Raw genomic sequence first — 22,202 nt, 5'->3', positions numbered from 1 at the left:
GTGCAACCGCCTCTCTGGTGGCACGGGTTGTCCAGTAGTTTATCTACCCATATCGATAATTTTTGAATAACAGGTATGAGGCGGAGCTTAGAATAAAACGAGGAAAACGATGGCAAAACCGGATCAGGATGTACGCAACCGCAAACTAAATCCTGAAGCCCGTATGGAGCTGAAGGAACATCTGCGTGAGTTTCGTGACCGCTTCATTAAAGCGGCTATTGCAACTGCTATCGCCGCCGTACTTTCCGTTATTTTCTTGTACCAGCCCTTTATTGATGCAATCTCTGAGCCTCTCAAGCAAATCAACGCAGCAGATAACCGCTTTGCAACCTTAAACTACGGCTCAATTTCTTCACCCTTTGACCAGCTCATTCGCGTGGGTACGTACATCGGTCTTGGACTTGCTGCACCCGTTTGGCTCTATCAAGGACTGCGCTTCTTACTTCCGGCGCTGCATACCAAAGAGAAAAAATACCTCTTTGGTTTCCTCAGCGGCTCAATCTTTGCTTTTGCCTGCGGTGTCTTCATCTCTTGGTATAGTCTGCCCGGCGTTGTTCGTGCACTCACAATGTTCACCCCGCCCGGCGGCTCGAACGTCATTGACGCTCCAACCTATATTTCCTTCATCGTTAAGTTTATTTTCTTCTTCTCGCTAGCATTTATTATCCCCGTCATCCTCGTGGGGTTGAACATGCTGGGGGTTATCCGGGGTAAAACTATCCTCAAATCTTGGCGGTGGATCGTGGTTCTAGTAGCGCTCATCGCAGCCATGACAGCTCCCGGGACGGATATTATGATGATGTTCTACCTGATGATTCCGCTCCTAACTTTCTTCTTCCTCGCCATAGCAATATGCTTGCTCAACGATAAACGGCGCGACCGCTGCGAAGCTAAACTAGCAAAGGGTCTTACAGAGACCGAGCTCAATACGGCCACCAGCGCTGAAGACCTTGAAAAGCTAGGACAGCTTGAAGAGGAACCCTCCCAAAAGTAAAACTCCAGAATCCTCCGTCTACTCAAGACGGAGGATTTTTAGGCGCAGGTACACTAGAATTATGGCTGAAAACCCCCAAGAAACCACTCACGGCTCGAACGACCGCCCGAGCTACTTTGCGCAGTATCAGGCCGCGCAAGAACGTAACGCTCACGCAAAAACAGCGCTTAGTAAGTTCGAAAAGAATCTCGGGTTTCCTCTTGACAGTTTCCAACGTCAGGCATGCCAATCCGTCGAAGCTGAACATTCAGTCCTTGTCGCTGCGCCTACTGGTTCTGGTAAAACAGTTGTCGGAGAATTCGGCATCTACCTTGCCCTCCAAACTGGAACAAAAGCGTTCTACACAACCCCTATCAAAGCACTCAGCAACCAGAAATACCATGACTTTGTGCGTGAATATGGTGAAGAAAGCGTGGGTCTGCTCACTGGTGACACCAGCATCAATACCGAAGCCCCCATCGTCGTCATGACTACCGAAGTCCTTCGCAACATGCTCTACGCCGAATCTACGACCCTCATCGGTCTGGGATACGTCATCATGGACGAAGTACACTATCTCGCCGACCGGTTCCGTGGAGCAGTCTGGGAAGAAGCTATTATTCACCTTCCCGAACATGTCACTGTCATCTCACTCTCTGCGACTGTATCCAACGTCGAAGAATTCGGAGCATGGCTAGATACCGTACGGGGTGATACTGATGTTATCCTCTCTGAGCACCGCCCCGTCCCGCTCTGGCAGCACCTCATGGTAGGAAACCGTGTCATCGACCTCTTCGTACCCGATGAAACTTCTCAGAAAGAGGCTTCACCTACAAAACGTCGTAAAAACCACACAAAATCACCCCAAAACGCTCCCGCGGGGCTACGCATTAACCCGCTCCTCAAACAACTGCGGCCAGGCTTTCGCCGGCACACCCCTCGGCACAATGCACCCAAACGCGAGCGCTTCCGACGCGGCAGCAACCGGCATGACAAACACACACATGCACTCGAACGATCCCGTCATAAAACCTTCACCCAAGACACCGACGTTCTGCGTCCGCACCGCATATCTCGCCCTGAAATGGCCCGTATCCTAGACAAGCAAGGGCTATTGCCTGCCATATGCTTCATCTTTTCACGGGCAGCATGTGATGACGCCGTTACCCAATGCGTCAACGCGAATATCGTCCTCACCACCGAGGAACAGCAGCAAACCATCCGTGCCTATATTGCAGAAACCACTGCACACCTTGATAACCGAGACCTTCATGCCCTTGGATATTACGAATGGCGAGACGGACTCATCCGCGGGGTGGCAGCCCACCATGCAGGTCTGCTACCGCTCTTCAAAGAAGTTGTTGAGACACTTTTTGCACAGGGGCTCATCAAACTAGTCTTTGCCACCGAAACCCTCGCGCTCGGCATCAACATGCCAGCCCGCACCGTCATCCTCGAAAAACTCACCAAGTTCAACGGTGAAACCCACGTCGATATCACCCCCGGAGAATACACCCAACTTACCGGGCGGGCAGGGCGCCGCGGAATCGATCTTGAAGGACACGCCGTAGTCCTCTGGCGTCCAGGTCTTGTACCAGAACAGGTTGCCACCCTCGCATCCACTCGCACATACCCCCTTAACTCATCATTCCGCCCCACCTACAACATGGCTGCGAACCTCATCGCAGCCTATGGCGCCGAACGAACCCGCAAAATCCTCGAATCATCCTTTGCCCAATTCCAAGCAGATAAATCAGTTGTAGGAACAGCTGCACGAGTACGTAAAAACGAAAACGCGCTCGAAGGATACCGAGACTCCATGCAGTGCCACCTTGGAGACTTCACAGAATACATGCGCCTGCGGCAAAACATCAAAGATCTAGAGAAAAAAACCCGCAAAGCCAACCAACAACATGCACGCGCCCAAGCTCACCAAAGCATCCAAGAACTTATGTCCGGAGACATCATTCACATACCTTACGGACGCTCCCGCGGCTACGCTATCGTCATCACCCGTGCCGAATCCAATGCAGACCCACGCATTGGTATCCTTACCGAAGACAATCAGCAGCGCACCGCAAGCGCACGTGATTTCACGGGGCTCATTGAACCCGTCTCCTACATTAAGATCCCCAAGAAAATAACCCTTAAAACACCCAAAGAACGCCGCGACACCACCTCACGGATGCGTCAAGCGCTCATCGATGAACGACCACCCCGCAAACTCGGTAATACCCCCATCGCCACACGTCATAACGATGCCCAAGAAAAACTCGACACACTACGCACCCAACTACGTAACCACCCCTGCCACGGGTGCTCTGACCGGGAAACCCATGCACGCTGGGCAGAACGATGGCGCAAACTCAACGCAGAAACAGAAGGACTACGCCGCCAAATTACCCGACGCACCAACACTATTGCTCAGGTATTCAACCGCATCGCAAAGCTCCTCACTGAATACGGCTACGTTACTGCTGACTCCCATAACGGGCTCAAGCTAACGACGAAGGGGGAAGCCCTGCGCAAACTCTACGGAGAAAAAGACCTCCTCACCTCTATTTGTCTCGAAAAAGGCTTCCTCACTGATCTGGATCCTGCGGCTATAGCAGCAACCATAGCCGCGCTCACATACCAGGGCAAAAAGGAAACCATCGAAATTCTCCCACGCTACCCGCACCCTTCATTACAAGTGTCTATCGCGACCATCAACCGCGAACTAGACCGTCTCAACGTTCACGAAGAACGTCACGAACTAGATCAAACCCCACCCTGCGACCTAGGCCTCGTCACCCCTATCTACCGCTGGGCTCGCGGTATGCACCTCGCAAAAGTACTCGAAGATACCGACCTCGCCGCCGGCGACTTCGTACGCTGGGCAAAACAAGTCATCGATGCCCTCGACCAGATCACCCATATACCCACCATAAGCCCAAACCTACGAGCAAGCTGCGAAAAAGCCATAGCCCTCATCCGCCGCGGAGTCATCGCACTAGACTCCTAAAACCGCTGGAAAGAACATGAGCATCTATATCTATACCAACGGGAGCATCTACAGCCCCGCCGACCCCTACGCCACAGCGCTCCTCACCGAAAACGGTACCGTAACCTGGATAGGCTCAGATGCGGGAGCTCGCTCCATCACGGACGAACGCATGCGAGCTATCGATCTAAACGGCAAACTCATCACGCCCACCTTCGCACGTGCCTTCGCCCCCATAAACAACCACAGCGAAAAAACACTCTACGAGTACTTCCTCAGAACACATACCCAGGGATACCATACCCACACACTCGCAGGAACAATACGAGACATCCCGACCCTACGCGCATCACTCGACACGTTTTATACAACACACGCAACAGCCCCAGACGTACGATTCTTCATAATCCCAGAGCCACAAGCGACCTCCGCATCGTACGCTGAGCTCGTCACCACAGCCCAAGACCTGCTCAATAAATCATCTATAGCACTCACTGGATTTCACGCCACAAATCTAGACCACCTACCTACTTTGGCCTCCGAAGCAGCAGAACGCGGTCTTGTGCTCTCTATCAACACCCAAGATAGTTTCACTAATGCCTTTAGCTATGCGCTAGCCGTTAGAGAACAGCATCCTTGGCTTAACATCCGGCTTGATATGGTTCATGGAGTCATTGATGATCAACGTCTTCAGGATCTCGCAGATGCACGGATCAACTTAGGTATCCAAGCAACCTTTGATACTGAGACTGCAAAGTTAGCCCACCGGGCGAATGCAGCTGGTACCGCGTTCGCGCTAGGGTCAGACTCATCTCTTGTTGAAGCGCCTCTTGGATGGGAGCTCATCTCAGCCCTTATAAAACCGGCAGATGGTATTTCAGCACGCAGTGGTTTCGCAGCACTTACGCGAGGAGTCTACCGGCTAGCCCACGACGAGAACCCCTTTGCGGGCCAAATACTCCCTGATACACCAGCGAATATAGCGCTCTGGAACGTCACTGAGCTTATGGTCCAAGCCCCGGATTCTCGCATAGCCTCGTGGAGTACTGATCCCCGTGCTCGTATTCCACTTTTACCGGTTCTTGCTTCAGATGTGCCATTGCCCGTATTAGATCGCATGTACACTAGGGGAGGGGAATAATACGTTTCCTAGCTCGTAAAAGTTACCTGAAAATATACCGTGCATCTGCAGAATACGCCCTTACGCCGTATTTCGCCGGTTATACTAGTAAACCTAGACCCTACCTTCACTCTAACAAAGGAAAACAAGGGAATTATTATGCGTGTACTGACCGTTATTCCGACGTATAACGAGAAGGAAAACTTACCCGTTGTTGTTGAACGTCTTCGTAAGGCAGCACCCGACGTCGATATTCTAGTTGTTGACGACAATAGCCCTGACGGTACAGGTCAGATTGCGGATACTATGGCTGAGCAAGATTCACAGATTCACGTTCTTCACCGTACTGTGAAGGACGGTCTTGGTGGAGCTTATCTTGCTGGGTTTGATTGGGGTCTAAATGAGGGATATGAAGTCCTTATTGAGATGGACGCTGATTGTTCTCACCAGCCCGAGCAGTTGCCATCGCTAGTACATGCTGTTGAAGCTGGGGCAGATTTAGCTATTGGCTCCCGTTATGTACCCGGCGGAAAAACAGAAAACTGGCCCATTCAACGCCAAATTCTTTCTCGCGGAGCAAATATTTATACGCGGGTTGTTCTAGGGACTGCGATCAAAGACATCACAGCAGGTTTCCGCGCATATAGGCGTGAAGCACTACAACGTTTGAATCTTGAAGGCATTGAATCTAAGGGCTATGTCTTTCAGGTAGACCTCGCTTGGCGTTCTGAGCAAGCAGGGCTCAAAATTGTTGAGGTTCCTATTACCTTTGTTGAGCGTGAGGTCGGAGCATCAAAGATGACCGGAAATATAATTTTTGATTCTATGCGTAAAGTGACGACTTGGGGCGTTTCCAACCGCATCAATAAGCTCAAACAGAAGCTAGGCAAATAACTAAACTTCACAAGAATAAGTGCCCGAACTACCCTTTGATAGTTCGGGCACTTTTGTATAATGTCACTCTGTATTCGTGTTGTATTCCTGTATAGCTGTACGCGCCAGACCATGAAGAATCGCTTCGAGTCCTAAGCTAAATGCGTTCTCTGCTGGAGTCTGCGAGCTACGCTGCATCGCTATATATGCGTCTTGTAAATACGGATACTCATCTGCTGAAGCCGCAGGGTTAAAGATAGATTCGGGCGCGTGGGCGTCTACTGCGGATCCCAGCAGGAATGCCTCTAAAGATTCAATAACATTTAAAGTTTTATATTCTGGACACCCAAAAGCTCTTAACGTCTGAATGAGGACGTCATACATATGTAACGTTTGAGGGGCCCGATCGATCGGGGTCAATGCGAGCGCTGTTACCAAATCGGTGCTCTCACTGAACGCGTCTCGATAAGACTTCCCCCACAGACTCAAAGATTCAGTCCAGAGTTCTAGCTTTTCAGTGGGGGATAGGTGCTGCTCGTTAAGAATTTTAGTCGCTCGTGTCAGGGGCTCAAGCGTAATGTCATTGATGACCGCATCGCTTATAGCTCCCAGCACTTCGTCACGAGACTGAAAGTGATTGTATAAGGAAGAGGGGGCGACGCCTAGCTTCTGAGCAAGTGCGCTCATAGTGAAATTTCCTTGATCGGCCAAAAGTCTACGTGCTGACCGCACAATTTTGGATGCGCTTAACACTGTCGAAGAGGGACGTCCAGCGCGTCGCATGGGGGAAGAGATCACGATAAATCCTTTACTATTTCTTTGCCTTCGGCGTGTACTGCCGTCCCGTCTGTGAGCAGTTATAAAACATGCCACCAGAAATTTTACGCTTCATAAATGCCCCTAGATTTGTAATTTCTGTGTTCTGGGATACACTAAAACGAACACAATTCGTTTTGTGATTCTTTGAGCGAAAGGTTTTAACCATGACGACCAAGAACGAAACTACGAATGAAATGACCCGCGACGTCGTAATTATCGGCGCAGGTCCTTCCGGACTCACTGCAGCATACCGACTGCAGCAAGCAGGACATACCGTTGCAGTCCTTGAAGCACGTGAACGTGTAGGCGGGCGCACGTGGAACAACCATATTGACGGCGCATTCCTTGAAATCGGTGGACAATGGATTTCCCCCGATCAGACTGTTCTCACCGAACTCGTTGAAGAGCTCGGACTTAAGACCTTCTCTCGTTACCGTGAAGGTGAGAATCTCTATCGTGATCCTGACGGTACCATGCACCGGTACAACGGAGACATGTTTCCTGCCAACGAGCACACTCAACGAGAAATGGAACGGCTCATCGGAATTTTAGATGAGCTTGCAGCAGAGATCGGGGCCGAGAAACCTTGGGCGCACACCAAGGCACGCGAACTCGATACAATTAGCTTTCACCATTGGCTCCGCGAACAATCCAACGACGAAGAAGCATGCAACAATATTGGGCTCTTCATTGCTGGTGGTATGCTCACTAAACCGGCTCACGCATTTTCAGCTTTACAGGCAGTACTTATGGCTGCATCTGCAGGATCGTTCTCTAACCTTGTCGATGAAGATTTTATTCTCGACAAACGTGTTCTGGGTGGCATGCAGTCCGTCTCCTTAGCCCTCGCAGAAAAAGTGGGACAAGAGAATATAATTCTTGAACACCCAGTCCGCGTTCTACGTTGGCAAGAAGACGGAGAGTATCCCGTACTTGCTGAAGCTGAAGCCTTCTCCGAAGATGGAGAGGCCTCACCTGAAAAAAACATCATTGTTCGAGCAAAGTACGCTGTTGTTGCGGTTCCTCCGAACCTATATTCACGTATCCATTTTGTGCCGCCGCTAGATCGCCGACAGCATCAAATGCATCAGCACCAGTCCCTTGGTTTGGTTATCAAGGTGCATGCTGTTTACCCCACGCCGTTCTGGCGGGACAAGGGTCTCTCAGGAACCTGTTTTGCCGCGAACAACCTGGTACAAGAGATTTACGACAACACTAACTACGACCCAGCAACTGGGGAAGAAGAAGCTCGCGGCACTCTAGTAGGGTTCGTCTCCGATGAAGCAGCGGATGAAATGTTCACCATCAGCGCCGAGGAACGCAAAGAACGCATCCTAGACTCCATGGCGCAAATGCTCGGAGAAGAAACAAAAAATCCCGTGGTGTACTACGAATCAGATTGGGGTGCCGAAGAATGGACTCGTGGTGCATACGCAGCCAGCTATGATCTTGGGGGACTGCATCGCTACGGCGCAGACCAAGAAACCCCAGTAGGACCAATCTACTGGTCTTGCTCAGACATTGCTGCCGAAGGCTACCAGCATGTCGATGGTGCTATACGCATGGGAGAAAAAACAGCAAAACTGCTAGCTGCAAAACTCAAATAAGTTCATTCGCATCGTAACGCACATACGGGCAGCTTTACTGGGTGAACCAAAGAATGACACACCCAGTAAAGCTCCCCAAAATACGGATGGGAAACATGAAATACGTCGTAGGATATTCGCCCGATGCACGGGGCCGTTCAGCTCTCCAACTGGGAGTCGTACTAGCTCGCTCCCTGGGCGCAGAGCTAGATGTAGTATATGTCATTAAACCGCAAAACCCTCGCCTCGCAGCGCCACGATCCAACTTTGAAGACTTACTCCAAAAGCAAGCCGTTCAATGGCTTGAAGAAGCACAACATTACGTGCCCGCCCAAGTAATCGCCCGCTTCCACCTACGCCGCGCCGAATCAGCAGTCAGTGGCCTACTAGAACTAGCTGACGCCATAGACGCCGGACTCATCATAGTGGGCGGCGGTAACACCGGAAATTGGCTTTGGCACTCACTAGGCGCAGTTGGGAACGCTCTTCTACACCGTTCACGCATTCCCGTCGCTCTAGCACCACGTAAATACAGCGCTTCACACACGATCAAACAGTTCGACTGCGCCGTATCCCCAGACATCGACTCCATAAACCTTGTCGAAGAAGCCATAGCAACCCAAAACCGAACAGGCATACCAGTACGTCTAGTCTCACTCTACGAAGAAGGAAAAGACCTAGACGATACAACCTATCGCAGCATCATCCAAGACCTCGTAGACCAATCCGCAGTCAAACCAATAAACCCGCAACAGCTAAGCATCGCCGTAGGCGCAGGAACTACCATAGTAGAAGCGGTCGATTCTGTGCACTGGAACGAAGACTCCGTGCTAATGGCCGGATCCTCCAAACTAGCCCAACGCGGGGAACTCTTCCTAAGCTCAACAACCGCAAAAATCATGACCAAACTTCCTATTCCCCTCGTCGTAGTACCACGCGACTACCACCCTGGACGCAAAGGCTCCCAGCAGCAGCCATGGACAGGCTCAATCCCCATCATCAAACAATAGCCCGGCTCCTCACGTGATATACACCGCCGTACGATCATCCCAAGAAAAGGAAAACAATGGAACAACATCTTCAAGAACTTATCAACAAAATACCCACTGGGCTACTCATCGGAGACACATGGCGTGAAGGATTCGCAGGGGAGACATTCGATGTCCTAAACCCAGCGACCGAAGAAAAGCTCACGACCTTAGCATCAGCAACACCTGAAGACGCAATAGCGGCCCTAGACGCAGCATGCCAGGTTCAAGACCAATGGGCACACACGCCGCCGCGTGAACGTGCAGAAATACTACGACAGGCATACGACCTCATCACCGATCGCTCCGAAGAATTCGCCACCCTCATGACCCTCGAAATGGGAAAACCCCTCGCAGAATCACGAGGAGAAGTAGTCTACGGAGCCGAATTTTTACGATGGTTCTCCGAAGAAACAGTACGCGACTACGGACGCTACCAGCCCACGCCCGAAGGTAAAAACCAAATACTGGTAAAGCATAAGCCTGTAGGACCATGCCTACTCATCACCCCATGGAACTTCCCACTAGCCATGGCAACACGCAAAGCCGGAGCTGCAATAGCAGCAGGATGTACAATGATCCTCAAACCTGCACGGCTCACACCCCTAACCGCGCAATACTTCGCACAAACCATGCTCGATGCAGGGCTACCAGCAGGAGTACTCAACGTAGTTGCATCAGCAACTGCATCAGCCGTCTCAGATCCTCTCCTTGCAGACTCACGCCTGCGCAAACTCTCATTCACCGGCTCCACCCCCGTTGGCAAAGCCCTTCTAAAATCAGCCGCGCAAAATGTTCTACGCACCTCCATGGAGCTTGGTGGAAACGCCCCCTTCATCGTCTTCGAAGACGCAAATATCGACGAAGCCGTTGAAGGCGCCATGGGAGCAAAAATGCGCAACATGGGCGAAGCATGTACCGCCGCAAACCGATTCCTAGTCCACGAATCTCGTGCCGAAGAATTTTCCACCAAACTAGCGACAAAAATCGCAAATCTCAAAACCGGCAACGGTCTAAACCCAGACACCACCTGTGGCCCCCTCATAGAACAGAAAGCAGTAGATTCCATCCACGAACTTGTACAAGATGCTCTCGACCGAGGTGCCCAAGCTCTGGTCGGCGGTTATCCCCAAAACGGTCCCGGATACTTCTACCAACCCACAGTCCTCATCAACGTTCCTCACGATGCACGCGTCATCCAAGAAGAAATCTTTGGCCCTGTAGCACCCATCATCACCTTTTCTACCGAAGAAGAAGCAATCCAACTTGCCAACAACACAGAATACGGGCTAGCATCCTACGTCTACACAACAGATACATCCCGTGCCCTGCGAACACTAGACCGCCTAGAAGTCGGCATGACAGGCCTCAACATCGGCATCATGTCAAACGCTGCAGCCCCATTCGGAGGCGTTAAACACTCCGGACTAGGACGGGAAGGAGCCGCCGAAGGCATCGCCGAATACACCTACACACAATACATCGGCATCAAAGACCCATACGCCAGCTAAACCACCCAAAAACCATCCAAGATACGCACAACACAACAATTTCTCGAAGGGTTCGTTTTACCTTCCCACAAGGAAAAACGAGCACACACAAACTTACAAACCTACATAAGTCCAACCCCAAAGGAGAACGTTATGAAGCGCTTGAAGAATTTCATCAACGGCAAGTTCGTCGATTCCACCTCTGATGAGGTACTCGACATCGTATACCCCGTAACCGGCGAAGTCATAGCACAAGCACCAATATCCACTGACGACGACGTCAACACCGCCATGCATGCGGCTCAAGACGCATTCAAAACGTGGAAGCATACGACCCCTTCAGATCGCCAGCTACTTCTCCTCAAACTCGCAGACGCGCTCGAAGAAAACGTCGACGTACTCGTTGAATCCCAACACCGCAACACCGGTCAGCCCCGAGAACTCATCCGTGACGAAGAAGTCCTCGTCGGCGCCAACCAGCTACGCTTCTTCGCAGGGGCAGCACGCACCCTAGAAGGAAAAGCAGCAACCGAATACATGGAAGGACATACCTCATACGTACGGCGCGAACCCATCGGCGTCGTCGCCCAAGTAACCCCCTGGAACTATCCCCTCATGATGGCATTATGGAAGCTGGGGCCCGCGCTCGCTGCCGGGAATACTGTAGTTCTCAAGCCATCTGACACCACACCAGAATCCACCCTCGAGTTGGCAAGGCTTATAGGGGAAATATACCCCGCAGGTGTTGTCAACGTTGTGCTGGGAACCGGTAAAACTGGTGAAGCTATGGTAGGGCACCCGGCTCCTGCCATGGTTTCTATTACCGGATCAGTACGCGCAGGTCAGGCGGTTGCCACCGGCGCTGCAGCTGGTCTGAAACGTTCTCATTTGGAACTTGGCGGTAAAGCACCAGCAGTTGTTTTTGCAGATGCGGATTTGCCTCGTACCGCGCGCATGCTCGCAGATTTCGGTTATTTCAATGCTGGTCAGGATTGTACAGCAGTCACTCGCGTACTCGTTCAAGACAGCGTTTACGACAAGTTCCGAGATCTGCTGGTAGCTGCCGCAAAAGACACAGCTACTGGGCACGAAGACGATTCAAAGAACTTCTACGGTCCGTTGAACAACATCAACCACTTTAAGACCGTCATGAATAAGCTCAACAGCCTCCCTGAACATGTCACAGTTGAAACCGGTGGCAAACAGTGCGGCACCCGTGGCTTTTTTGTGGAACCTACGGTGCTGAGCGGAGTCAATCAAGACGATGCCGTTGTCCAGGAAGAGACCTTCGGACCAGTTCTTACGCTCCAAAAATTTACTACAGAGGCAGAAGCCGTTGAGCTTGCTAACGATGTAAATTATGCGTTGGCGTCATCAGTTTGGACGTCAAATCATGGTACTGCTATGCGAGTTTCTCGCGATCTTGATTTCGGAGCAGTTTGGATTAATACACACGTACTTCTGACTGCTGAAATGCCTCATGGCGGATTCAAATACTCGGGTTACGGTAAGGATCTTTCCCTGTATTCCGTTGAAGAATACACACGTGTTAAACACGTCATGAGTGATTTGAGCGCATAAAGAACAGCTTCTCCAAGCTCAATTCGGCAAAAAGAGCTCCTGCGTCATCACACGTTAGAGAAGAGCTTGTGGAGCGGTACAGCTCTGTTGTCTAGGTGCTGTACCGTCTCTTCACAATTCACATATTATCCATGTAGCTTATGCTACGTTTTCCTTTGAAAGGTAGTCTCATGGTAGAGATGTATCGTCTTCCTCAAGAGATAAAACTTACTGGAGAGTTTCCCGGCCCCTCATCACGTGCTCTTGCACATCGTCGCTCACAAGCTGTTCCTGCATCTGTCGCTTCGGGGCTCCCAGTTTACGCGGCTGATGCAGACGGTGGCGTCATTATTGATGTTGATGGTAACTCGTTGGCTGATTTGGGAGCGGGTATCGCAGTCACAACTGTTGGTGCATCAGCTCCCAAGGTGGTACAAGCAGTTCAAGAATCGGTCACACACTTCACCCACACCTGTTTTATGGTTACTCCTTATGAGGGGTATATCGCAGTTTCTGAAAAACTAAACGAGCTAATACCCGGACGCTTTGAGAAACGCTCAGTACTTTTCAACTCTGGTGCGGAGGCAGTCGAAAATGCTGTAAAAATTGCTCGTGCAGCTACCGGTCGCAATGCCGTAGTTGTTTTTGATCATGCCTACCATGGGCGGACCAATTTAACAATGGCGTTGACTGCAAAAGTAGCACCATATAAGAAAGGCTTTGGTCCTTTTGCTCCTGAAATCTATCGTGCTCCTATGAGCTACCCTTACCGGGACGATCAGAGCATGGATGGTAAAGAGGCAGCTCAACGCACCATCAACATGATCGAGAAGCAAATTGGTTCAGAATACGTAGCCGCAATTCTCATCGAGCCTATCCAGGGTGAAGGAGGGTTCATTGTTCCCGCCGATGGTTTCTTACCAACGCTGGTTGCATGGGCACGCGAAAAAGGTATCGTCTTTATCGCTGATGAAGTACAAACTGGTTTCTGCCGCACTGGCAAATGGTTTGCGAGTGAGTACGAGGGCATTGAACCCGATTTGGTCACCACTGCTAAGGGCATTGCTGGTGGTATGCCGCTTTCAGCCGTCACTGGTCGGGCAGAGCTTTTTGATAAAGTTCAGCCAGGAGGATTAGGCGGAACATACGGTGGTAATCCTGTATCTTGTGCGGCTGCTCTTGCGGCTATTGAAACTATGCAGGATCTTGATTTGAACGCACGAGCTCTGCATATTGAGAAACTGGTGACAGCAGCGTTAGCCCCGCTTGTTGATGAGCTAGACATTGTAGGGGATTTCCGCGGACGTGGTGCTATGCTCGCACTGGAGTTCGTAGCAGACTCTATTTCTAAAGCCCCGCATCCCACGGCGGCCAAGGATATTGCTGCTTACTGTCAGCAACGAGGAGTACTTATTCTTACTTGTGGTACTTACGGCAACATTATTCGTCTGCTTCCTCCGCTTACTATCAGTGACGAGCTCCTAAAACAGTCAATGAATATTCTTATCGAAGGTATTCGAAGCGTTTCATAATTTTTTGGAGGCTTACAGGGCCCCGGTCATATCTCATATAACGATCGGGGCTCTTGTCACAGCTAATCCTACTCCACACATGCGCCAGTTATTTACCTATAGCTATTATGCGCACACCTTGTAGACAAAAATTCAGGTGATTTTACTACTGTTCTGGATCAATTAGACTAAATCGCATATTGAGCAGGTCGCTATAAGCACACACCGTCTGGCGACGACACTCCGATAGAGGGAGAGCACCTTGTCTCAGAATAATCAACCCCACAAGTTACATAAAGGTCAGAGTCTAGCCAAAGATTCTGCATCAAATAACCCCCACGGTGCTATTGATACAAGCGCCGCTAACAAAAAGGGATTATCTTCCGGATCTGTATCTCTTTTTGGCTCCATTATTATTGGTATCTCTGTGGTAGCACCCGCATACTCATTATCGGGGGCCCTGGGTCCTGTAGGAGCTGTAGCGGGGGAGCACATGCCCGCGATCTTTCTCGTTGGGTTTATCCCTATGCTATTGGTAGCTATTGGCTACCGAGAGCTTAACGCTGCTATGCCGGATGCGGGAACAACATTCACCTGGACAACCAAAGCATTTGGTCCGTGGGTTGGTTGGCTCGGAGGCTGGGCATTATTAGCAGCTACCATCTTGGTTCTCTCAAACCTCGCAGGTATAGCTGTAGATTTCTTTTACCTGGCTTTGTCTCAGGTTTTTTCTAACCCAGATCTAGCGACTCTTTCAAGTAATACCTTTATCAATATCGGCACATTCTTAACCTTGATGGGTTTCGGGTGTTACATCACATACCGCGGGCTGGATGCGACTCAGAAAATCCAAACTGTTTTCATTATTTTCCAGCTTGTCGTACTCGCTATTTTTGCGGGTGTCGCCCTCTATAAAGCGGTCACAAATACTGGGTTTGCTAACCTTGCTCCGACTCTTGAATGGTTTAACCCCTTCGGAATCGAGTCATTCTCAGCTTTCTCTTCCGGCATATCTCTTGTCTTCTTCATATATTGGGGTTGGGACGCTGTCCTCACCATGAATGAAGAAACAGAAGGCGAGCATACAACTAGCGGTCATGCAGCTGTTGGCACTATCCTCACAGTAGTTCTACTGTACCTGTTAATCTCTGTGGGCACTTTGGCATTTGCGGGTACGTCCTCAGAAGGTCTGGGTCTAGGAAACTCTGATAACCAGGAGAATATTTTTGCTGTTCTTTCGGGGCCTGTACTAGGTTCTCTCGGAATTATTATGTCTTTCGCAGTTCTTATTTCGGCCTTAGCTTCTTTACAATCCACGGCAGTTTCACCAGCTCGAACATTGCTAGCCATGGGATATTACAAGGCACTCGGGCCTAAGTTTGCGAGTATTAGCCCAAAGTACCAATCACCTAGTTATGCGACCATCGCTTCCTGTCTGATTGCTACCTTGTTCTACGTTCTTATGCGTTTTATTTCAACCTCTGTGCTTTGGGATACTATCTCCGCTTTGAGTTTGATGGTCTGTTTATACTACGGCGTGACGGCATTTGCCTGTGTATGGTATTTTCGGAAGGTGGTCTTCTCATCAGGCTTTAAATCATTTGTGAACAAGTTTTTGTTTCCCCTTTTGGGAGGCATTATGCTTCTTGTTTTCTTCATCCAGACGACCTATGATTCCATGGATCCCCATCATGGCTCGGGGTCTGAAATTGGGGGAGTCGGGCTAGTTTTCTGCTTAAGTGTCGCGATTCTTCTCTTAGGAATTTGCGTTATGGTGTATCAACGTTGCCTCCGTCCTGCCTTCTTCAAAGGCGAGGTCCCGATGGAGGTAGAGCATATGATTGACTAGTTATTTCTCATGTGCACAAGAAAGGGAGAGGAGCCTCTAAAAGGGTTCCTCTCCCTTATGCATTATGAATGTATCCTACAGTGCATAATGAGAACGGTAGTATTCCAACCGATCTTCTAGAGTCTTCTCTAACTCTTCAACGCTACGTCGTTCCATTAGCATGTCCCAGTGTGTACGAGCTGGCTTATCATCGTCATTCTGGGCGTCACTCTCGCCGTTGACAAGATATGCTTCTTTGCCAGTTTTAGCAACCCAGACCTGTGGAATTTCAGCTTCAGCAGCAAAGGTCACAAATACGCGGTCACCATCAGTGGTTCGGTACTCTACACGTTGACGGGGTGCAGGCTGTACATTGGACTCGGTTTCCATAGATTGAGTTCCAAGACGCATACCACGCAGGCTACGATCGCTCACAATTCCTCCAGACTCCAGAAAGGGTTTCCGCAGATACTCAGCGGCTGCATAACGTTGGGCGGGGGAGAGCTATTCCCTCGAACGTCTAAAACATCCATTATATCGAGAATATTCTCCGCCGCCCAACTATTAGAGACAGCTATTCGCGAAGTCAAGCTAAACTATCTTAACTATTGAAGCCATATCCTTGAGATGGGTTCTCAAAAGTATCAGGCTTTGTATACGCTGCTTTTGTCGATCCATCGTTTATGTCCGATACCGGCAAATTGCCGAATGCGTTACCAAGACCTCGTAGAGCATCGCCAAGTTCTGTGGGGATAAACCAGAGTTTATTAGCTTGGCCGTCAGCAAGTTTGGGCAAGGTTTGCAGATACTGATAGGTGAGTAGCTGTTGGCTCGGGTTAGATTGATGGATGGCTTCGAATACCTTATGAACAGCTTCAGCTTCACCGTCAGCTCGAAGGATTGCAGATTGAGCGTCACCTTCAGCTCGAAGAATCTGAGCCTGTTTTTCAGCTTCCGCGCGAAGGATAGCAGCCCTAGATTCACCTTCAGCCGTCAGAATATCTGACTGCTTCTGACCTTCGGCCGTCAGAATGGCAGCACGACGATCACGCTCTGCACGCATCTGCTTCTCCATTGAGTCCTGGATAGAGTGTGGAGGCTGAATTTCTTTAATATCGACACGAGATACTCGTAGTCCCCAACGGCCGGTTGTAGCATCAAGAACTCCACGCAATTCCGCGTTGATTTGATCGCGAGAGGTCAAGGTCTGCTCAAGGTTTAGACCACCGACTACGTTACGGAGGGTCGCACTGGTGAGCTCGTCAACAGCACGAATATAGTTCGTAATTTCATAGGTTGCGTCCTTGGGGCTTGTTACCTGAAAGTAAACAACGGTATCGATCCCAACCACAAGGTTATCTTCGGTAATCACGGACTGCGAAGGGAACGAGACAACCTGCTCACGGACATCAATTAGAGGCAGCACGCGGTCAATAATCGGTACCACCATATGCAAACCGGGTTCTAGCACGGTTCGGAACTTACCAAGACGCTCAACGATTCCTGCTCGACCTTGAGGAATCACCCGGATGGTTTTAGCCAACAAGATAAGAACAAAAATGAAGAGAATCACAAGAAGAATAACTGGGACCATATCTTCATTACCTACTTTCTTTTCGGTGATTAATAACAAAATTTAGGGGCGTAGATGGAACATTTTATTCAGCTTCAGGGGTAACAGCTGATCCTTCTGGCAAAGTTGATACATGCGGGTACACAAACGCTGTAGCACCGTTAATAGTTTCGACCTGGGCGTAGGAGCCGGAAGGGATAGGAGCTCCTGAAGTGCGTGCTGTCCAAATTTCGCCTTCAAGACGCACTAAACCAGACTCAGCAGTGACATCCTCTGTCACAAGAACAGTTTTACCCCGAAGAGCTTTGGCATTTGTAACAGTATTTCCGGCAGAGCGGTTGAGGCGTTTCAGAAGAGGCGGACGTAGAATAAGCACAAAAAGGATACACAAAACCGCGAAAACTATTCCTCGAGCGAAAAAATGTTCGATCAATGGTGAAATAGCCGATGTGATGAGGGCAGATAGGGAAAGCATCAAGAAAAAGAGATCTAGAGACAGCATCTCAATTATCGCAAAGAGCAAAGCTAGTATCAGCCAAAATGTCCATGGGCTGTTAAAGAGCCAATCCATATTTTCCTCCTCATCGTAGGCACAATGATCCAACGTATAGAGCGCCCAAGCTATACAAACATTATTCCATGAGGTGCATCACCAATCAAAGAGTTTACTCACACAAACTCACAACACTACAAATAGCCGATAATATACATTATGTAAAGTAGAGTCAGAAAACCACACCCCAGCCACTCAACCTTCCGTGCAATTGAACCGGATTAGCTGCCAGTGCGCCCTCGTAAAGACGGTTTCACCCCAGCAGCTTCTTTCTCCTCAATGTCCAGTAAAGCTACAGATACACCAAAATCTTCTATTTACATGAATAGGCGCTTTACGGACTCGGGGTTTCTACCACCAGGTGGCTAAACTCTACCCAAGCGTTCAAAACTTGAGCTGCTGCCCCAGTATCAATAGATTGGCGCGCATCCGCCAAAGCTTCTGTGTACCGTTCCTCAAAGCTCCTGCCGTCGTTTTTTCGGTAAGCTATCAGACCGGCCGCCGCATTAATAAGAACTGCATTACGAATTGCATGCAACGAGTCTTTTGCCGACTCGCCCTCCCCAGCTAATACTGCGCGAAACACACTGGCGTTATACTCAGCATCTCCCCCTCGCAGGTTATCTAATGAAGAACGCTCAATCCCATAGCCTTCGGGATTAAAGACATATTTCTGAAGAGTACCCCCACTTGCTTCCCAGATCTGGGAAGTTGTAGCAATTGTCAATTCATCAAGCCCATCATCCCCCCGGAATACAAGGGCATGGTCGCCTCGATTCGCGAAAACCCAAGCCATCTTTTCTACCATCTGCGGATTAGCTACCCCAATTGCAGATGATGACACTCGCGCAGGGTTTGTCATGGGTCCTAGGTAGTTAAAAGCCGTTGGTATACCTAATATTTTTCGAGTTGGCCCTACGAACCGCATAGAGGGATGAAAAGTCATTGCAAATAGAAAGGTGATTCCTACTTGCCGAGCGCACGCGGCAACAGACTTAATCGGCATATCTAGCTGAATACCTAGCGCCTCCAAGACATCTGCCGACCCTGATTTAGAGGTTGACGCCCGGTTACCATGTTTAACAACTGTCGCACCTGTACCAGCAATAACCAAGGCTGCCATGGTGGATATATTGACGGTATTCTGCTGATCTCCGCCAGTGCCTACAATATCAACCGCGTGTACGTCAAGATCAATAGTTTCAGCTTTTGCAAGCATTCCTCGCGCAAGGGCGCCTAACTCTTCAGAGGTCTCCCCCTTCATGTGGAGCGATGTCAGGAAGGAAGCAAGTATAGGTTCAGGCGTTGAACCAGTCATAATTTCATCCATAGCCCAGTCCACATGACGAGAACCGAGATCCTGCCCAGAGATGAGCTGATTCAAAATGTATTTCCAGGTTAATGACTCATGTGCAGTTATATCCATACTCCCGATTTTAACCTTCCTGCAGGATTCATCTGCTGCCAGCGCATAGGGTGCCACAGCTTTGAGGCTTCTCTCCCCCACGAACTTACCAAAACATTACACATAGAGCGTGTCGCACAAATCTCGTGAAAACCGCTAGTTTACAGGGAACTCTAAGGATTTTCCCAACACACCGCAAGATTTAAGAGGTTATGTATTCGCTCTTCGCAAGTTTTAGCGACATAATGTCTATGTGACAACTGTAACCAATAACCCCAGCAGGCCGGCACATCCGGCTCTTAACCGACCCAACACGGTCGCCATTGGTACCGTCGTGTGGTTGGCATCAGAGCTGATGTTCTTTGCCGGGCTTTTTGCTATGTACTTCACCCTTAAGGCATCACGTCCTGACATTTGGGCTGATAATGTACATATCCTTAACGTTCCCTTCGCTTTTATCAACACAATCGTTCTTGTGCTGAGTTCTGTGACATGCCAGATGGGCGTATTTGCCGCAGAACAGCTCAAACCACGCCGCTCCGGTTCTTTGCTGAATATTAAGGCATGGGGCATGGCTGAATGGTTTGTGTTGACTTTCATCATGGGCGCAATCTTCGTCTGCGGTCAGGCTTATGAGTACGCAACCTTGGTTTCAGAAGGCGTAACCATTGCATCTAGCGCTTACGGATCCGCTTTCTACATCACAACAGGGTTCCATGCGTTACACGTGACAGCTGGTCTAGTAGCTTTCCTCCTGATCATTGGTCGCGCATTTGTCGCTAAGCGATTTGGTCATTACGAAGCAACTAGTGCAATCGTTGTCTCGTACTACTGGCACTTTGTAGATGTCGTGTGGCTCGCTCTATTTGCCGTAGTGTACTTCGTCAAATAACAGTCCAACACTCTCGCCCCGTCCGTATCCATTTTTACTAGCACACACAAGGAACAAAAGACGTGAAGGCACTTTCACAGAAGCGGCGTCACCCGCTTGCAGCTATTGTGTTGCTTGCGTTGGCTCTCATCCTTACTGGTGGTCTCTACACAGTTGCCACTGCCACCAATCAGGCCAAGGCCGAGTCAAGCCATGCATACACTCAAGATGATGTAAACGCTGGTCAAAAACTCTTCCAAGCCAACTGTGCAACCTGCCATGGAATGAACGCTGAAGGCACCGCTGATGGTCCTTCGCTCATCGGTGTTGGTGCAGCCGCAGTTGATTTTCAGGTTGGTACCGGCCGCATGCCTATGCAGATGCAAGGTACACAGGCTCAAGTCAAACCTGGTCAGTTCAACGAGGAACAGACGAAGCAGCTCTCTGCATATGTTGCTTCGTTGGGCGCCGGTCCTGCAATACCTGAAGCAGAGAATCTAGATACCACCAAAGGCGATGCCGCAAATGGCGCCCGTGTCTTCCTAGCCAACTGCGCAATGTGTCATAACGCGGCTGGTGCGGGTGGTGCTCTTACCCGAGGGAAGTTTGCTCCTTCTCTCATGGGTGTTAGCGAACAACATATCTATGAAGCCATGGAAACTGGACCTCAAAATATGCCTGTTTTCAACGACGCAAACCTTACCCCGCAAGAGAAGCGTGATGTTATCACCTATTTGAAAGCACAGGAAAAAAATGTTTCCCCTGGTGGTCTTAAGCTAGGCTCTCTAGGTCCTGTCGCTGAAGGTCTGTTGATTTGGAGCGTCGGTCTAGGGATCGTGCTTATCTTTGTTATTTGGCTGACCTCTCGCTCAGCATAAATACGCACATACTATTCGTATCGGAAAAGATTTGAGGCAACACATGGGAAACCATCGTGACGGTCAAGACGCTCAGAGCGTTACCGTAGTTACCTCTTCAGAGGATTCAAAGGAGCAGTTTCAGAATCCTGGGCTGCCCCCACATCGTCCACGTCTGACAGATGTGGATTCGAAGCGTGCTAAAGGTGCTGAGCGCCAAGTTATTCTACTCTTTGTACTATCAATGCTCGGCTCTTTGTTATTCTGGGTCGCGTATTTCGGTATATCAGTTGAAGGTAACTTCTTTGATGTAAACAATACGGAGCCTACCAGTAAACTGCAGCTGCAGAACCTCTTGCTTGGTTTAGGTATAGCATTCGCTATGTTCGGCATTGGTATTGGAGTTGTTCATTGGGCACGTACGCTTATGCCTGACCATGAACTCGTTGAGGAGCGGCACGATTTGCGTCCTGAAGAGGATCGCGCCGAGGCAGAAGAAATCATCGAAACTATTATTGATGAGTCAGGTATTAAACGCCGTCCTCTCCTGCGCAATACTCTCATTGGCTCAGTTATTCTGGCTCCGTTAACTTTTATTACGTTCCTGCGCGATCTGGGGCCGAATGATCCTGCCGTTCTTAAACACACAATGTGGGATCAGGGTGTCCGTCTTGTACGCGACCCTTCTGGGACTCCGATTAAAGCTTCTGACGTTACGATCGGATCCGCTTATCACGTTCTGCCGGAGACCATCACGTCCCTCAGCCATGAAAATGGCTATCTAGAGGAAAAAGCTAAAGCAGTTGTCTTGTTGATGCGTCTTGACCCCAATGAGATGAAGATTTCGGAAGAACGCAAAAACTGGCACGTTGACGGTATAGTCGCTTATTCGAAGGTCTGTACACACGTTGGATGTCCCATCGCGCTGTACGAGCAGCGAACGCACCATCTGCTGTGCCCGTGCCATCAGTCTACTTTTGATGCGGCAGATGAATGCAAGGTTGTATTCGGCCCTGCAGGTCACGCACTCCCACAGTTGCCGATTACAGTCGATGATAATGGTTATCTTGTGGCTCAGAGTGACTTCCATGAGCCAGTTGGTCCCGCGTATTGGGAACGCGGTCAGCACGTCGAAGAAATGCGTGCAGAGCGTGAGAAGGAGGCGAAATAAG

18 protein-coding genes are annotated in these 22,202 nt (G+C 49.8%); 13 read left to right on the top strand and 5 right to left on the bottom strand.

The genetic code is table 11. The annotated features are described in order from the left end of the window. The first annotated feature begins 109 nt into the window (after positions 1 to 109). From HMPREF2804_RS06945 to HMPREF2804_RS06930, 4 genes are all read left to right on the top strand, one after another. Positions 110 to 994, top strand: coding sequence for a twin-arginine translocase subunit TatC (locus HMPREF2804_RS06945; protein ID WP_070450251.1), 885 nt, complete (start codon positions 110 to 112; stop codon positions 992 to 994). A gap of 61 nt (positions 995 to 1,055) precedes the next feature. Then, positions 1,056 to 3,977, top strand: coding sequence for a DEAD/DEAH box helicase (locus HMPREF2804_RS06940; protein ID WP_070450247.1), 2,922 nt, complete (start codon positions 1,056 to 1,058; stop codon positions 3,975 to 3,977). 16 nt (positions 3,978 to 3,993) lie between these two features. Beyond that, entirely contained in the window at positions 3,994 to 5,097 is a 1,104-nt protein-coding gene (locus HMPREF2804_RS06935) for a hypothetical protein (RefSeq protein ID WP_048754046.1), read from the top strand. A 138-nt stretch (positions 5,098 to 5,235) separates the two neighbouring features. Continuing rightward, positions 5,236 to 5,970: a polyprenol monophosphomannose synthase gene (locus tag HMPREF2804_RS06930; protein ID WP_048752288.1), complete on the top strand. Its 735-nt coding sequence runs from the start codon at positions 5,236 to 5,238 to the stop codon at positions 5,968 to 5,970. Between the two features lie 63 nt (positions 5,971 to 6,033). On the opposite strand, the gene HMPREF2804_RS06925 is transcribed toward HMPREF2804_RS06930, so the two are convergent. Beyond that, positions 6,034 to 6,636, bottom strand: coding sequence for a TetR/AcrR family transcriptional regulator (locus HMPREF2804_RS06925; RefSeq protein ID WP_239661851.1), 603 nt, complete (start codon positions 6,634 to 6,636; stop codon positions 6,034 to 6,036). 296 nt (positions 6,637 to 6,932) lie between these two features. Between HMPREF2804_RS06925 and HMPREF2804_RS06920 the strand changes: the two genes are divergently transcribed. The 6 genes from HMPREF2804_RS06920 (at position 6,933) to HMPREF2804_RS06895 (ending at position 15,792) form a co-directional block, all read left to right on the top strand. After that, the gene (locus HMPREF2804_RS06920; protein WP_070450242.1) at positions 6,933 to 8,375 is read left to right on the top strand and encodes a flavin monoamine oxidase family protein; all 1,443 of its coding nucleotides are present in this window, start codon (positions 6,933 to 6,935) and stop codon (positions 8,373 to 8,375) included. A 95-nt stretch (positions 8,376 to 8,470) separates the two neighbouring features. Further along, a complete protein-coding gene (locus HMPREF2804_RS06915; RefSeq protein WP_239661850.1) occupies positions 8,471 to 9,364 on the top strand; it encodes a universal stress protein in 894 nt (297 codons plus the stop codon). 56 nt (positions 9,365 to 9,420) lie between these two features. Further along, positions 9,421 to 10,893 (top strand): NAD-dependent succinate-semialdehyde dehydrogenase, encoded by a 1,473-nt coding sequence (locus HMPREF2804_RS06910; protein ID WP_048752165.1) that lies wholly within the window; start codon positions 9,421 to 9,423, stop codon positions 10,891 to 10,893. A 132-nt stretch (positions 10,894 to 11,025) separates the two neighbouring features. Next, positions 11,026 to 12,453: a gamma-aminobutyraldehyde dehydrogenase gene (locus HMPREF2804_RS06905; RefSeq protein WP_070450238.1), complete on the top strand. Its 1,428-nt coding sequence runs from the start codon at positions 11,026 to 11,028 to the stop codon at positions 12,451 to 12,453. Positions 12,454 to 12,593: 140 nt separating this feature from the next. Continuing rightward, entirely contained in the window at positions 12,594 to 13,964 is a 1,371-nt protein-coding gene (gene gabT / locus HMPREF2804_RS06900; RefSeq protein WP_013399068.1) for a 4-aminobutyrate--2-oxoglutarate transaminase, read from the top strand. A 241-nt stretch (positions 13,965 to 14,205) separates the two neighbouring features. Beyond that, positions 14,206 to 15,792, top strand: a complete 1,587-nt coding sequence (locus HMPREF2804_RS06895; protein WP_070450234.1) for an APC family permease — start codon at positions 14,206 to 14,208, stop codon at positions 15,790 to 15,792. A 75-nt stretch (positions 15,793 to 15,867) separates the two neighbouring features. On the opposite strand, the gene HMPREF2804_RS06890 is transcribed toward HMPREF2804_RS06895, so the two are convergent. The 4 genes from HMPREF2804_RS06890 to trpD all read right to left on the bottom strand — a co-directional run bounded on the left by HMPREF2804_RS06890 (position 15,868) and on the right by trpD (position 19,323). Next, positions 15,868 to 16,206 (bottom strand): RNA polymerase-binding protein RbpA, encoded by a 339-nt coding sequence (locus tag HMPREF2804_RS06890; RefSeq protein ID WP_004004666.1) that lies wholly within the window; start codon positions 16,204 to 16,206, stop codon positions 15,868 to 15,870. A gap of 166 nt (positions 16,207 to 16,372) precedes the next feature. Then, positions 16,373 to 17,365, bottom strand: coding sequence for an SPFH domain-containing protein (locus HMPREF2804_RS06885; RefSeq protein ID WP_013399065.1), 993 nt, complete (start codon positions 17,363 to 17,365; stop codon positions 16,373 to 16,375). Between the two features lie 64 nt (positions 17,366 to 17,429). Beyond that, on the bottom strand, positions 17,430 to 17,915 hold the full coding sequence (locus HMPREF2804_RS06880; RefSeq protein WP_070450231.1) for an NfeD family protein: 486 nt from the start codon (positions 17,913 to 17,915) through the stop codon (positions 17,430 to 17,432). 316 nt (positions 17,916 to 18,231) lie between these two features. Continuing rightward, a complete protein-coding gene (gene trpD / locus HMPREF2804_RS06875) occupies positions 18,232 to 19,323 on the bottom strand; it encodes an anthranilate phosphoribosyltransferase (RefSeq protein WP_192831430.1) in 1,092 nt (363 codons plus the stop codon). Positions 19,324 to 19,555: 232 nt separating this feature from the next. Between trpD and HMPREF2804_RS06870 the strand changes: the two genes are divergently transcribed. The 3 genes from HMPREF2804_RS06870 to HMPREF2804_RS06860 all read left to right on the top strand — a co-directional run bounded on the left by HMPREF2804_RS06870 (position 19,556) and on the right by HMPREF2804_RS06860 (position 22,201). Beyond that, on the top strand, positions 19,556 to 20,194 hold the full coding sequence (locus HMPREF2804_RS06870) for an aa3-type cytochrome oxidase subunit III (RefSeq protein WP_004004662.1): 639 nt from the start codon (positions 19,556 to 19,558) through the stop codon (positions 20,192 to 20,194). 62 nt (positions 20,195 to 20,256) lie between these two features. Then, complete coding sequence (locus HMPREF2804_RS06865) at positions 20,257 to 21,051, top strand: cytochrome bc1 complex diheme cytochrome c subunit (protein ID WP_070450227.1); 795 nt, start codon at positions 20,257 to 20,259, stop codon at positions 21,049 to 21,051. Positions 21,052 to 21,094: 43 nt separating this feature from the next. Beyond that, on the top strand, positions 21,095 to 22,201 hold the full coding sequence (locus HMPREF2804_RS06860) for a cytochrome bc1 complex Rieske iron-sulfur subunit (RefSeq protein WP_004004660.1): 1,107 nt from the start codon (positions 21,095 to 21,097) through the stop codon (positions 22,199 to 22,201). The last annotated feature ends 1 nt before the right edge of the window (position 22,202 follow it).

Source organism: Rothia sp. HMSC065G12, assembly GCF_001811455.1.
Classification (GTDB): Bacteria; Actinomycetota; Actinomycetes; order Actinomycetales; family Micrococcaceae; genus Rothia; species Rothia dentocariosa.
Note: the sequence above shows the minus strand (reverse complement) of the source record. Positions and strands in the feature narration are given on the sequence as shown.